Origin of the sequence: Streptomyces sp. NPDC057280, from assembly GCF_042668605.1 — a bacterium.
Lineage (GTDB): Bacteria > Actinomycetota > Actinomycetes > Streptomycetales > Streptomycetaceae > Streptomyces.
Genome location: NZ_JBHUYR010000009.1, coordinates 73,255 through 86,848, shown reverse-complemented (window position 1 = coordinate 86,848; position 13,594 = coordinate 73,255). Strand labels below are relative to the sequence as shown.

The 13,594-nt window shown below is 70.2% G+C and carries 12 protein-coding genes; 8 read left to right on the top strand and 4 right to left on the bottom strand.

Features of this window, described 5'->3' with window-relative positions; translation table 11 throughout:
* Positions 1-203 precede the first annotated feature (203 nt).
* The 5 genes from ACFUO4_RS36615 to ACFUO4_RS36595 all read left to right on the top strand — a co-directional run bounded on the left by ACFUO4_RS36615 (position 204) and on the right by ACFUO4_RS36595 (position 6,171).
* Positions 204-968 (top strand): IclR family transcriptional regulator, encoded by a 765-nt coding sequence (locus tag ACFUO4_RS36615; RefSeq protein ID WP_079308563.1) that lies wholly within the window; start codon positions 204-206, stop codon positions 966-968.
* 356 nt (positions 969-1,324) lie between these two features.
* Complete coding sequence (locus ACFUO4_RS36610) at positions 1,325-2,125, top strand: MIP/aquaporin family protein (protein WP_079308564.1); 801 nt, start codon at positions 1,325-1,327, stop codon at positions 2,123-2,125.
* A gap of 127 nt (positions 2,126-2,252) precedes the next feature.
* Complete coding sequence (gene glpK / locus ACFUO4_RS36605) at positions 2,253-3,794, top strand: glycerol kinase GlpK (protein WP_079308565.1); 1,542 nt, start codon at positions 2,253-2,255, stop codon at positions 3,792-3,794.
* A 51-nt stretch (positions 3,795-3,845) separates the two neighbouring features.
* Entirely contained in the window at positions 3,846-5,462 is a 1,617-nt protein-coding gene (locus ACFUO4_RS36600; RefSeq protein ID WP_383493046.1) for an FAD-dependent oxidoreductase, read from the top strand.
* Positions 5,463-5,625: 163 nt separating this feature from the next.
* Entirely contained in the window at positions 5,626-6,171 is a 546-nt protein-coding gene (locus tag ACFUO4_RS36595) for an SMI1/KNR4 family protein (protein ID WP_383493043.1), read from the top strand.
* Positions 6,172-6,262: 91 nt separating this feature from the next.
* Here the strand turns inward: ACFUO4_RS36595 and mtnK are convergent, their stop codons facing one another.
* From mtnK to ACFUO4_RS36575, 4 genes are read right to left on the bottom strand one after another with little or no spacing between them, the layout of a single operon-like run.
* Entirely contained in the window at positions 6,263-7,435 is a 1,173-nt protein-coding gene (gene mtnK, locus ACFUO4_RS36590) for an S-methyl-5-thioribose kinase (protein ID WP_383493040.1), read from the bottom strand.
* Positions 7,436-7,447: 12 nt separating this feature from the next.
* On the bottom strand, positions 7,448-8,491 hold the full coding sequence (locus ACFUO4_RS36585) for an ABC transporter permease (protein ID WP_079308568.1): 1,044 nt from the start codon (positions 8,489-8,491) through the stop codon (positions 7,448-7,450).
* A 28-nt stretch (positions 8,492-8,519) separates the two neighbouring features.
* Entirely contained in the window at positions 8,520-10,052 is a 1,533-nt protein-coding gene (locus ACFUO4_RS36580) for a sugar ABC transporter ATP-binding protein (RefSeq protein WP_383493037.1), read from the bottom strand.
* Positions 10,039-11,139, bottom strand: a complete 1,101-nt coding sequence (locus ACFUO4_RS36575) for a substrate-binding domain-containing protein (protein ID WP_383493034.1) — start codon at positions 11,137-11,139, stop codon at positions 10,039-10,041. Before ACFUO4_RS36575 ends, ACFUO4_RS36580 begins: the two co-directional genes overlap by 14 nt.
* Before the next feature lie 519 nt (positions 11,140-11,658).
* On the opposite strand from ACFUO4_RS36575, the gene ACFUO4_RS36570 reads away from it, so the two are divergent.
* From ACFUO4_RS36570 to mtnB, 3 genes are read left to right on the top strand one after another with little or no spacing between them, the layout of a single operon-like run.
* Positions 11,659-12,258, top strand: a complete 600-nt coding sequence (locus ACFUO4_RS36570) for an acireductone dioxygenase (RefSeq protein ID WP_079308570.1) — start codon at positions 11,659-11,661, stop codon at positions 12,256-12,258.
* A complete protein-coding gene (gene mtnC / locus ACFUO4_RS36565; protein WP_079308571.1) occupies positions 12,255-12,983 on the top strand; it encodes an acireductone synthase in 729 nt (242 codons plus the stop codon). Before ACFUO4_RS36570 ends, mtnC begins: the two co-directional genes overlap by 4 nt.
* On the top strand, positions 12,980-13,588 hold the full coding sequence (gene mtnB / locus ACFUO4_RS36560; protein WP_079308572.1) for a methylthioribulose 1-phosphate dehydratase: 609 nt from the start codon (positions 12,980-12,982) through the stop codon (positions 13,586-13,588). Before mtnC ends, mtnB begins: the two co-directional genes overlap by 4 nt.
* Positions 13,589-13,594: the final 6 nt, after the last annotated feature.

Below are 13,594 nucleotides of genomic sequence, written 5' to 3'. Positions count from 1 at the left end.
TGGTCAGGCCGTCCACGGGACGGACGAGGATGACGAGCAGGTCACCAGCGGGATACGAGCGATCCGCCAGCGCGCGTCGCGTCGCGCAAACGTGTCGTCCGACTATTGGCGGTCGGTCGGCATGGACTAGTAGTGTTCGACATTGCCGAACGGCGGCAGCGACGTCGCGGGTCGACGGCGAAGGGGACGGAGGCAGCACGGCGATGGCACGGAACATCCAGTCGCTCGAACGGGCGGCCGCGATGCTGCGGCTGCTCGCGGGCGGCGAGCGGCGGCTCGGCCTGTCGGACATCGCCTCGGCCCTGGGCCTCGCCAAGGGCACCGCGCACGGAATCCTGCGCACGCTCCAGGCGGAGGGCTTCGTCGAGCAGGACGACGCCTCCGGGCGCTATCAGCTGGGCGCCGAGCTGCTGCGCCTGGGCACCACCTATCTCGACGTGCACGAGTTGCGCGCCCGCGCGCTGGTGTGGACCGACGATCTGGCCCGTTCCAGCGGCGAGAGCGTCTATCTGGGGGTCCTGCACCAGCAGGGCGTGCTGATCGTGCACCACGTCTTCCGGCCGGACGACAGCCGTCAGGTGCTGGAGATCGGGGCCATGCAGCCCCTGCACTCCACGGCCCTGGGCAAGGTGCTGTCGGCGTACGACCCGGTGGCGCACAGCGAGGTCATCGAGGCGGACCGCAAACCGTTCACGGACCGCACGGTGTGCGAGCTGGAGAGCTTCGAGAACGTCCTCGACATCACCCGCGCGCGTGGCTACGCGGCGGACGTGGAGGAGACCTGGGAGGGCGTCGCCGGTGTCGCCGCCCCCATTCACGACCGGCGGCGGATGCCGGTCGGCGCGGTCGGCATCACGGGCGCCGTGGAGCGGCTGTGCCGGGACGGCGAACTGCGTCCCGAGCTGATCGCGGCGGTCCGGGACTGCGCCCGCGCGGTGTCGCGCGACCTGGGCGCCGGCCGCTTCTAGCGCCTGCAACGCCCGAGAACTCGGTAAGAGCCACCGGGACGCCGCGACGGCGTCCCGGACTTCGCCATACTCTGAAGTGGACAAATCGGGCGAGACGCCCCCGGCGTCCCGCTTGAAGATCGATAGCTCACAGCAATCAATAACGATCGTGCTTTCGATAACAGAACCCTTGACGCGCACGTAACGCCGGAGCAAGACTCCCGTCCATCGGTCGGCATTGTCGAACACCTACCGGCAATACGCGCTAGAGTGTGACAACGCCAAGGGCCGGCAACGCTCTCACCCCCGAGGGCACGCGAACCACCGGAGGGACCCGGGGTTCTGCTTCCCCTGGACGAAGGACAAAGGAGTCGCGGGTGTCCAGCTCCGACATCTTCATCGGCGAGACCATCGGTACCGCCATACTCATCCTGCTCGGCGGTGGCGTGTGCGCCGCCGTCACGCTGAAGGCCTCCAAGGCCCGTAACGCCGGTTGGCTCGCCATCACCTTCGGGTGGGGTTTCGCCGTTCTCACGGCCGTCTACACCTCCGCGCCGCTGTCCGGCGCCCACCTGAACCCGGCCGTGACCCTCGCGCTCGCGATCAAGAAGGACGGCATCTCCTGGAGTGACGTCCCGATCTACTGGGGCGGGCAGCTGCTCGGCGCCATGATCGGTGCGGCTCTGGTCTGGATCGCCTACTACGGCCAGTTCCACGCGCACCTCACCGACAAGGAGATCGTCGGCGGTCCGGGCGCGCAGGCCACCAAGACCAAGGCCGTCGAGGCACAGGAGCAGGGCGCCGGCCCGGTCCTGGGCATCTTCTCCACCGGCCCGGAGATCCGGGTCGCCTGGCAGAACGTCGCCACCGAGGTCATCGGCACCATCGTGCTGGTCCTCGCCGTCCTCACGCAGGGCCTCAACGACGGCGGCAACGGCCTGGGCACCCTGGGCGCCCTGATCACCTCCCTGGTCGTCGTCTCCATCGGTCTGTCCCTCGGTGGCCCGACCGGTTACGCGATCAACCCGGCCCGTGACCTCGGTCCGCGTATCGTGCACGCTCTCCTGCCCCTGCCCAACAAGGGCGGTTCCGACTGGGGCTACGCCTGGGTCCCGGTCGTCGGTCCGCTGATCGGCGGCGCGATCGCTGCAGGCCTCTACAACGTCGCTTTTGCTTAGAAGCAGCCAGAGCCGCTGGAGCAACTGGAGCAGCTGGAAGCAGCACTCCCAGCAAGCAACGCGTAGCAAGCACTCGTAGCAAGCAGCCGTAGACAGACCGCTTATCCACGGAACTCAGGAGCACACAGTGACCGACGCGCACACCGCCGGCCCCTTCATCGCCGCGATCGACCAGGGCACGACCTCTTCCCGCTGCATCGTCTTCGACCGCGACGGCCGTATCGTCTCCGTCGACCAGAAGGAGCACGAGCAGATCTTCCCCAAGCCGGGCTGGGTCGAGCACAACGCCAACGAGATCTGGACCAACGTCCAGGAAGTCGTCGCCGGAGCCATCCAGAAGGCCGGCATCACCCGGGACGACATCAAGGCCATCGGCATCACCAACCAGCGTGAGACCACGCTGCTGTGGGACAAGAACACCGGTGAGCCCGTCCACAACGCCATCGTCTGGCAGGACACCCGCACCGACGCCCTGTGCAAGGAGCTCGGCCGCAACGTCGGGCAGGACCGTTTCCGCCGCGAGACGGGCCTTCCGCTCGCCTCGTACTTCGCCGGTCCGAAGGCCCGCTGGCTGCTGGACAACGTCGAGGGCCTGCGCGAGCGCGCCGAGGCCGGCGACATCCTGTTCGGCACCATGGACACCTGGGTCATCTGGAACCTGACGGGCGGTGTCAACGGCGGCAAGCACTACACCGACGTCACCAACGCCTCCCGCACCATGCTGATGAACCTGCACACCCTGGAGTGGGACGAGAAGATCGCCGAGTCCATCGGCGTGCCGCTGTCCATGCTCCCGGAGATCCGCTCCTCCGCCGAGGTCTACGGCGAGGTCACCGGCGGCAAGCTGGGCGACCTGCTCGGCGGCATCCCGGTCGCCTCGGCGCTCGGTGACCAGCAGGCGGCCCTGTTCGGCCAGACCTGTTTCGCCGAGGGCGAGGCCAAGTCGACGTACGGCACCGGCACGTTCATGCTCATGAACACCGGCGAGAAGATCATCAACTCGTACTCCGGTCTGCTCACCACCGTCGGCTACCGCATCGGCGACGACAAGCCGGTCTACGCCCTCGAGGGCTCGATCGCCGTCACCGGTTCGCTGGTGCAGTGGATGCGCGACCAGATGGGTCTGATCTCCACCGCCGCCGAGATCGAGACGCTCGCGCTCTCCGTCGAGGACAACGGCGGCGCGTACTTCGTGCCGGCCTTCTCCGGTCTGTTCGCCCCGTACTGGCGCTCCGACGCCCGCGGTGTGATCGCCGGTCTGACCCGGTACGTCACCAAGGCGCACCTCGCGCGCGCCGTCCTGGAGGCCACCGCCTGGCAGACCCGTGAGATCACGGACGCCATGACCAAGGACTCGGGCGTCGAGCTCGCGGCCCTCAAGGTCGACGGCGGCATGACCTCCAACAACCTGCTGATGCAGACCCTCTCGGACTTCCTGGACGCCCCCGTGGTCCGTCCGATGGTCGCCGAGACGACCTGCCTCGGTGCCGCCTACGCCGCCGGTCTCGCCGTCGGCTTCTGGACCAGCACCGACGACCTGCGTGCCAACTGGCGCCGGGCCGCCGAGTGGACCCCCCGCATGGACGCGGACAGCCGCGACCGTGAGTACAAGAGCTGGCTCAAGGCCGTCGAGCGGACGATGGGCTGGCTCGAGGACGAGGAGAGCTGACGAGAGCCACTCGTAGGCTCAAGCCGCTCTGATGAGGAGTAAGAACCCGAAATGACCAGTCAGTCCACCCTCCAGTCCGTGCCTGCCCTCGGTACGCGCCCGGCCTCCGGCTCCAACCCGAGCCGCGCCGAGACCCGGGAGCAGCTCGCCAAGGCGTCGTACGACCTTCTCGTGATCGGCGGCGGCATCCTGGGCATCTCCACCGCCTGGCACGCCGCGCAGTCCGGCCTGAGGGTGGCTCTGGTCGACGCCGGTGACTTCGCCGGCGCCACCTCCTCCGCCTCCTCCAAGCTTCTCCACGGCGGTCTGCGCTACTTGCAGACCGGCGCGGTGAAGCTGGTGGCGGAGAACCACTTCGAGCGCCGTGCGGTCTCCCGCCAGGTGGCTCCCCACCTGGCGAACCCGCTCACGTTCTACCTGCCGGTGTACAAGGGCGGGCCGCACGGCGCGGCGAAGCTCGGGGCGGGCGTCTTCGCCTACTCCGCGCTCTCCGCTTTCGGTGACGGCGTCGGTCACCTCCTGTCCCCCGCCAAGGCGGCGCAGGACGTGCCCGAGCTGCGCACCGACAACCTCAAGGCCGTCGCGGTCTACGGCGACGACCAGATGAACGACGCCCGCATGGCGCTGATGACGGTCCGCGCGGCCGTCGAGGCGGGCGCGGTCGTCCTGAACCACGCCGAGGTGACCGGCCTCCGCTTCACCCAGGGGCGGGTCACGGGCGCCGAACTGCGCGACCGGCTGTCCGGCGACGAGTTCGGCGTCAACGCCCGGCTCGTGCTGAACGCGACCGGCCCGTGGGTCGACCACCTGCGCAAGATGGAGGACCCGAACGCGGCGCCCTCCATCCGCCTCTCCAAGGGGGCGCACCTGGTCCTGAAGCGGACCTCCCCCTGGAAGGCCGCGCTCGCGACCCCCATCGACAAGTACCGGATCACCTTCGCCCTCCCCTGGGAGGACATGCTCCTCCTCGGTACGACCGACGAGGAGTTCGAGGGCGACCCGGCGGACGTCAGGGTCACCGACAAGGACACCGCGCAGATCCTCGACGAGGCCGCGTTCTCCATCCGGGACCAGCAGCTCGACCGTGACCTGATCACGTACGCCTTCGCGGGTCTGCGGGTGCTGCCGGGCGGGCCCGGTGACACCGCCAAGGCCAAGCGCGAGACGGTCGTGACCGAGGGCAAGGGCGGCATGCTGTCCGTCGCGGGCGGCAAGTGGACGACGTTCCGGCACATCGGCCGCACCGTCATGCAGAAGCTGGAGGCGCTGCCGGGCCACCCGCTGGGCGACGACTTCGAACCGATCTCGTCGCTGCCGAAGAAGCTCCCGCTGCCCGGTGTCGCCAACCCGCGCGCGGTCGCGCACCGTCTGCTGGTCGACAACCCGGCGCCGGGTCCGCGCATGGCCGCCGACACGGCGAAGCACCTGGCGACCCACTACGGCTCCCTGGCCTTCGACATCGCCCGGCTGGCGAACGAGAACCCGGAGCTGGGCGAGCGCGTCCACCCCGACGCCCCCGAGATCTGGGCGCAGGTGGTCTACGCCCGTGACACCGAGTGGGCCGAAACGGCGGACGACGTGCTGCGCCGCCGGACGACGCTGACGATCCGGGGTCTGGCGACGGACGAGGTCCGGGCGAAGGTGCAGGACCTGCTCGACAAGAAGTAGGCGCTACGACTCGAAGGGCGCGGCTCCTCCTGACGGGAGCCGACCTGACCGAGACCCGGCCCTCCTCCCCTATGGGGCCGGTGCGCGAGAGGGGCGGCTCCACGCCGATGGAGCCGCCCCTTTCGCATGCCGCGTTGTCAGTGGCGGGTGTTTTCATGGGGGCATGAACATCGAACGGGCCGTCCCCGGGGAACTCGCCGCGCTGCGCGAGGCGTTCGCCGTGACGGACGAGGGTGCCTCGGCGCTGGGGTGGGAGGCGGTGCACGCCTTCGAGGCGGAGCGCGGCGTGGTGTTGCCGGAGCCGTACCGGACCTTCGTGGCGGAGATCTCGGACGGGTCGTTCCAAGGACCGCCGGAGTACGGGCTGGTGGGGCTGGCCGAGAGTGCCAAGGGACAGGATCTGGGCCGTCCCTTCCCGCTCGCCGAGCCGTGGGCATGGGAGGACGACGACGGGGGTCACGAGGACCCGGACGCCGTCGTCGAGCAGGTCGTCCACCACGGTTCGCTGATCCTCGGCACGGACGGCTGCGGCATGGACTGGCACCTGATCGTCACCGGGCCGCACCGCGGACACATATGGCAGGTCACCGATGTGGGCGCGCTGCCGTTCGGCGCGGAGTTCGGTCATACGACCTCCGCGCCCGGCTTCGCCGGCTGGGTGCGGCACTGGGCCGCCGGCCAGGAGTGGTTCGACGGCGGGCCGGCCTAGTGAAGCGACGGGCAGCCCAGTGAAGCGACGGGCAGCCCAGTGAGGGGGCGGTCAGCCCAGTGAGGCGACGGTCAGCCCAGTGAGGCGACGGTCAGCCCAGTGAGGCGACGGCTTCGCGTACGGCGGTGACGTCCCGCAGCTCCTCGCGGCGCACGATCAGTTCGCGGCCCAGCAGCAGCGCCCTGCGGGACGCCGGTGCCGGGTCCGGGAGGGTCGTCAGGTCGGTCAGGTGGGCGAAGCCGATGATGCGGCGGATGATCTCCGTGCCCGCGTAGCCGACCGATTCCGTCCAGACGCGGCGCAGGAAGCGGTCGAGGTAGGCGTCGTCGAAGAAGGTGTCGACGCGGGAAGGCCACAGGCGGCGGAACTCGGCCTCGAAGGCCTCCCAGGACAGCCGGAGTTGGTCGCCGTGGTCGCTCAGCGACCCCAGCGCCCGCGCCCGTTCCTCCGACACCAGCGCGTTGGCCCAGTACAGGCCGAGGTCGTAGCCGATCGGGCCGACGAAGGAGAACTCCGGGTCGAAGACCCGCACGACCGGGACGCCTTCGCGGTCGCCGACCATGATGCTGCCGGTGTGCAGGTCGCCGTGGAGGAGGGCCTGGGCGCTGGTCATGAAGGTGTGCCGGAGGTCGGCGACCTCGGTGCGCAGGCGGGCGTCCGCGCGGAACTCCGCCGCCAGGTCGGCCACGCCCTCGTGCCAGTGGTTGTGCTCGTGCTCGATGTACGGCTCCGAGAGGACGACATCCTCGGTGATCTTGCACAGCTCGGGGCTGACCGAGGCCGCGATCAGGGCCTTGCGCTCGGCGGAGGGCATCCCGAAGTCGCTGGTGGCGAAGGAGAACTGGGCGACGAACTCGCCCACGCGGGCCGAGGTGTCCGGGCCGTACGGCGCGCCCTCGTTGAGGAGCGTGCGCAGGACCTCCAGGTCCGACATGTCCTCCATGACGAGGGCGTGGTTCTCGGGATCGTAGCCGTGGATCGCCGGGATCTTGTCCGGGGCCACCTTGGCGACCTGGTCGTAGGCGCGGGCCTCGGCGTCGGCGCGGTCCGGGTTCATCGGCCAGGACGGGCCCGCCACACGGACCCAGGGCAGGGCCTGCTTCACGGCGAGGCTGCGGGTGCCGGCGGGCGAGGCCGCGAGGAAGACGCGGTTCATGTTGCCGTCGGAGACCTCGCGGACCTCCGGGTCGGCGGCCTCGTCCCAGTGGCCGCGCTCGCGCAGGTACGCCGGGATGTCCTCGGTCTCCAGGATGCGGTAACCCATCGTGAACTCCCCCTATGCGGTGCGGCGCTTGGACAACGTGAAGCTGAAGACCAGGGCGAGGATGAGGACCGCGCCCTCGACGACGTCCTGGGTGTAGTACGGCAGGCCCTTGATGGTCAGGCCGGTGGTGATGATGCCGATCAGTACCGCGCCGAGGGCCGTGCCCCAGACGTTCGGGCGGCCCTTGCCGAGGACCGAGGTGCCGACCAGGGCAACCGCGACGGCCTCCAGAAGCTGTGAGGTGCCGGCGGAGACGTCGCCCTGGCCGATGCGGGAGGCCAGGATCAGGCCGCCGACGGAGGCGAGGACGCCGGACAGCACGTAGGCGAGGGCCCGGTACGCGCCGACGCGGATGCCGGCCAGCCGGGACGCCTCGGGGTTGGCGCCGATGGCGTACAGTACCCGGCCCCAGCGGGTGCGGGCGAGGAAGACCCAGGCGGCGATGGTCAGCCCGCCGAAGACGAGGACGGAGATCGGGATGCCGAGGACGGTGCCGCGGTCGATCTTCAGGAAGCCCTCGGTGAACTTGCCGGGCGCGGTGGTGCCGTCGTCCAGGGTCATGCCGGGGGTGATGGACTGGCCGTCGACCAGGACGAGTTTGAGGCCCTGGACGATGAAGAGCGTGCCCAGCGTCGCCAGCATGTCGGGGATCTTCAGCACGACGATCAGCAGGGCGTTGAGCAGACCCACCACGGCGCCTGCCGCGAGCACCGCGAGGATCGCGACCGTGCCGACCTGGTTGTAGACGACCATCGTCTGGGCGGCGACGGAGACACCGAGGCCCGCGACCGCGCCGACGGACATGTCCATTCCGCCGACGGCCAGGGTGAGGGTGACGCCGAGGCCGAGGATGGCGGCGACGGAGACATAGCGCAGGGTGTCGAGAAGGGTCGCCGACTCGCGGAAGGAGCCCTCGCTCAGCGCGAAGTAGAGGAAGAGGGCGACCGTCACGAAGATGAAGCCGTACTTGATGACGGCGTTCTGGACGCGCGCGGCCGGGGTGGCCGTGGGGGACGGGGTGGCCGTCTTCACCGGGGTGCTCTGGGCTGTGGTCATGGGGTGCTTCCTTCAGCGGCGGCGGGCGTCACACCGACGCCGAGATGGTCTGGATCACGCGGTCGCGTTCCGCGGCCTCGCCGTAGGCGTCGAGGTGGATCTCGCCGGCGGCCAGCACGACGACCCGGTCGGCGACCTCCAGCACCTCGTCGACGTCGGCGGACAGGACGAGCACGGCGGCACCTTCGGCGGCCAGGGCGCGGGCGCGGCGGCCGATGTCCCGGCGGGCGCCGATGTCCACGCCTCGGAACGGCTCGTCCAGGATGAGGACGCGGGGTGTCTCGGCGAGCCAGCGGCCGACGACGACCTTCTGCTGGTTGCCGCCGGACAGCTCCTCGACGGTGCTGTGCTCGTCGCGGGTGACGACACCGAGGGCGTCGATGGTGTCGCGGCCGAGGGCGTCCTCCTTGGCCGTGTTGACGAGGCCGAGCCGGGAGAAGGCCTTCAGGAACGGCAGCGAGATGTTCTGGGCGAGGGACCAGCCGGGGACGAGGGCGTCGGCGTGCCGGTCCTCGGGGACCAGGTGGATGCCGGCGCGGATGGCGTCGGCCGGCCTGCGGGGTGCGAACTCCTTGCCGTCGAGTTCGACGGTGCCCGACGTGAAGGGTTCGGCGCCGAACAGGCCGCGGGCCAGTTCGGTCTTGCCCGCGCCCAGCAGGCCGACGACGCCGGTGACCTCGCCGGTGCGGACGTCGAGGTCGAGGGGCGTGCGGTCCTCGAAGAGGCGGACGCCCCGCAGTGAGAGGGCCACTTCATGGGAGGGGCCGCCGTCCCGGACCGGCCGGGCCGTGGTCGCCTCGTGGGCCTGGGCGAGCATGGCGCGCAGGGCGGCGTCCCAGTCGAAGGGCCTGGCCTGGTCCTCGGTGAGACGGCCGTCCCGCAGGACGACCAGGCGGTCGGCGAGGGCGTCGATCTCGCCGAGGCGGTGGGAGACGTAGAGGACGGCGATGCCGTCGTCGCGCATCTTCTCGACCAGGGCGAAGAGGCGTTCCGCCTCGGCCGCCGACAGCGCGGAGGTCGGCTCGTCGAGGACGAGGAGGCGCGGGCGGGTGGCCAGGGCGCGGGCGAGGATGAGCAACTGGCGGTCGGAGATGCCGAGTTCGGTGACGTCTCTTTTCAGCAGGGCGTCGCCCCAGCCCAGTTCCAGGCCCGCCTGGATCTCGCGGGCGCGGGCCAGCAGCTTGGCGCCGTTGAGGAAGGGGTTGCCGCGGCGCTGAGCGAGCTCCTCGAAGGCGAGGTTCTCGGCGACCGTGAGGCCGGGCACGATGCCCTCGCCGATGCGCTGGTGCACGGTCTGGATGCCCAACTGCCGGGCGGCCAGCGGCGACTGGAGGGCCGCGGGCTCCCCCGCGACCCGCACCTGGCCGCCGTGGTCGGTGTGCACGCCGGAGAGGATCTTGATCAGCGTGGACTTGCCGGCGCCGTTCGCGCCGAGCAGCGCGACGACGCTGCCCGGCGAGATGTCCAGCGAGACCGACTCCAGGACCGTCTTGCCGGCGAAGGCCATGCTGACGTCGGTGAGACCGACCGCCGGCGTCCCCGTCGTCTCAGTGGGCGACATTCGAGATCCAGTCCGCGGTCGAGACCTGGGACAGGTTCAGCGCGGGCAGCGCCTTGCGCAGCTGGTCCATGTTCTCGATCTTCTTCTCGCGCAGGAAGTCCTGCGTGATGGCGACGGCCGGGAACTCGACGGAGGTCTTGTTCAGCTGACCGGCCAGTTCGAGGGCGGTGGTGCGGACGACGGCGGCGCCGACCGCGGACGGGTCGGTGCCGGCGGTGGCGACCCAGGGGCTGTCGGCGGCGGCCATCTGCTGGATGTCGGCGTTGGAGACGTCCGCGCCGAAGACCTTCACCTTGTCCTGGAGCTTCTTGTTCTGCACGGCGAGGACGGTGCCCTTGGCGAGTTCGTCGTAGGGGGCGAAGACACCGGCGACGTCGCCGTGCTGGGTGAGGGCGGCGGAGACGAGGGGGACGTTGTCGGTGGCCGTGGAGTCGGTGACCTTGCCGACCTTGAACTCCTGCTTCCAGCCCTGCGCGGCGAGTTCCTTCGTCCAGACGGTGTTGCGCTTGTCGAGGGCGGCGTAGCCGGCCACGTTGACGTAGCCGACCTTGGCGTCCTTGCCGACCTTCTCGGCCATCACGTCGAGGACGGCCTGGGCCATGCTGGCGTCGTCCTGCTTGGTGGAGACGACGCCCTTGGTGGCGGTCTCGACGTCGTAGACGACGACCTTGATGCCCTTCTTCACGGCCTTGTCGATCTCCGGCTGGATGGTGGCCGGGAAGCCGTGGTCGATGATGATCGCCTTGGCGCCGGAGTTGATGGCCGAGGAGAGGTCGGTGGCCTGCTTGGCGTTGTCGGCCTGGGCGTCGTACACGGTCAGGTCGATGCCGAGGGCCTTGGCCTGCGTCTTGGCGCCGTTGCCCCACTGCTCGAAGTAGTCGCCGGCGCCGCTCTGCCGGACCAGGGCGACCTTGACCGCGCCCGCGCTGAACGGGGCGGGCTTCTTGCCGGTGGCGGCCGACGCGGAGGCGGCGGTGTCGCCGGTGTCCTGGGAGGCGTCGCTCGACTGCGAGCAGCCGGAGAGCACGAGCGCGGAGAGGGACGCGAGGGAGAGCGCGGCAAGGGGCAGACGGGTGGTGCGGAACATGGCGGGGCTCCAGGTGCGGGGTGGTGCTGAGCGGATGAAGGGGGTGCCTGGCCCGGAGCACGAGCAGAAGGGAATGCGCCACCGCCGAAGAAGGGCAGGGCGGGGCTCCGGGAGGGGTCAGCGACAGCTGGCGGTGGTCGTCCGGAGCAGGTCCACGTACAGCCGCCGTACGAGCAGCAGCGTCTTCATACGCAGATCATGAGAACGATTTCAGCCATCCGTCAAAGGTGTGGAAGCGGTTTCTCAACAGATGAGACAACGACTACGTCACACGCGGTTGACCTGACTGGGCGGGTTACCATCGCGGGACCGGCACCCGACCCGGCACAGTGAGGCCCCGATGACGACACCCCGTGCGAACGCGCTGCGTATGCCCTGCATGCGCCGCTGTTGTCGCGCGCTGTGTCGCGGCTGACCGACTGTCCCGCCGCGTTTCGCCGCCGTCCCTCTTCCTCTCCCGCCGGTCCGGTGCTTGTCTCGGTATCCGGACTTTCCTTCCAGACGCCTGGAGTTGTTCCCATGACGCTGCTGACCACCTGGTCCGAGTCCGGCCCCGAGACGCAGGTCCGCCGCACCTCGGACCCCGCCGAGATCGCCGAGGCGCTTCTGCCGCTCGGTGTGCGCTACGAGCAGTGGCCGATCCGCGAGGACGTGCCCTTCGACGCGGACAGCGACACGGTGTTCGCCGCGTACGGCCCGGAGATCGAGAAGCTGAACGCCGAGGAGGGCTTCACCACGGTCGACGTTCTCGGCCTCCACCCCAGCGACGACCCGGAGTTCCCGGCGAAGGCGAAGGCCGCGCGCGAGAAGTTCCTCCAGGAGCACACGCACGACGACGATGACGAGGTCCGTTTCTTCGTCTCCGGCTCCGGCATCTTCTATCTGCACGTGAACGGCGAGGTGCACGCGGTCTTCTGCGAGAAGGGCGACCTGCTGGGCGTGCCGCGCGGCACCACCCACTGGTTCGACATGGGCACCAACCCCTCCTTCACCGCGATCCGCTTCTTCCACGAGGAGGACGGCTGGATCGGCAACTTCACCGGTTCCACGATCGCGTCCCGCTTCCCGGACTACGACACGATCGCGGCGGGCTACGAGGCGGACAAGGCCTCCGCATGAGCCTGTCGTACGACGTGGACGCCGTGGTGCTCGACATCGAGGGCACCACGAGCGCCACGGGCTTCGTCGTCGACGTCCTCTACCCGTACTCCCGCTCACGTTTCGGAGCACTGCTCTCCGAGCGGGGCGATGACCCGGACGTCCTGCGGGCCGTCGCCCAGGTCCGCGAGGAACTCGGCGACCCGGACGCGGACGCGGCGGCCGTCGAGAAGGCCCTCAACTCCTGGCTCGACGAGGACCGCAAGGCCACCCCGCTCAAGACCCTCCAGGGCATCATCTGGTCCGAGGGCTTCGCCCGCGGCGACCTCGTCTCGCACTTCTACGACGACGTCGTACCGCGCCTGCGCGCCTGGCACGCGGCGGGCCTCGGGCTGTACGTCTACTCGTCCGGGTCGGTGGCCGCGCAGCGGGCGTGGTTCACCAACAGCCCGGAGGGCGACCTGACGCCCCTCGTCTCGGGGCTGTACGACACCGAGAACGCGGGCCCCAAGCAGGAGCCGGAGTCGTACCGCAGGATCGCGGAGGCGACCGGAGTCGACCCGTCCAGGCTCCTCTTCCTCTCCGACCGGCCCGGTGAGCTGGACGCGGCCCGTGCGGCCGGCTGGCAGGCGGTCGGCATCCGGCGGCCCGGGGAGCCGTACTACGAGCAAGGCGTCGGCGACCACGCGCAGGCGGGGACGTTCGACGAGATCACCGTTTCTGCCGTTTCCGGGAGCACCGCATGACCGCTGAGATCAACGCACTCGACCTGGAGGAGGCGGGGGCGGTGCTCGCCGCCGAGTCCGCCCGCTTCGCCTCCTTCGGCTGGATGCGGGGCACCTCCGGCAACCTCTCCGTGGTGCTCACCCGTGACCCGCTGCGCCTCGCGGTCACCGCCAGCGGCCACGACAAGGGTGAACTGACGCCCGCGGACGTGGTGTTGGTGGACGGGCAGGGCGCGGCCGTGCGGGGCGGAAGGCCGTCCGCCGAGGCCGAGCTGCACGCGCGGGTCGCCGCGCTGACCGGTGCCGGGGCGGTCGTGCACGTCCACACGGTGGCGTCCGTGGCCATGGGGCGGCGCGAGCCGGGCGGGATCGTGTTCAAGGACCTGGAGATGCTGAAGGGCGTGGGGCAGCCCGCGCACGACGTCGAGGTAACGCTGCCGGTCATCGCCAACAGCCAGGACATGAAGGTGCTCGGGGACCGACTGGAGGCGGCGCGGGACCCGCGGATGCCGGCGGTGGTCGTCGCCGGGCACGGGCTGTACGTGTGGGGTGCCGATCCGCGCCAGGCGCGGCACCACACCGAAGTGGTGGAGTGGCTGCTGGAGTTGGAGCTTTCGCAGCGCTGAGCCGTG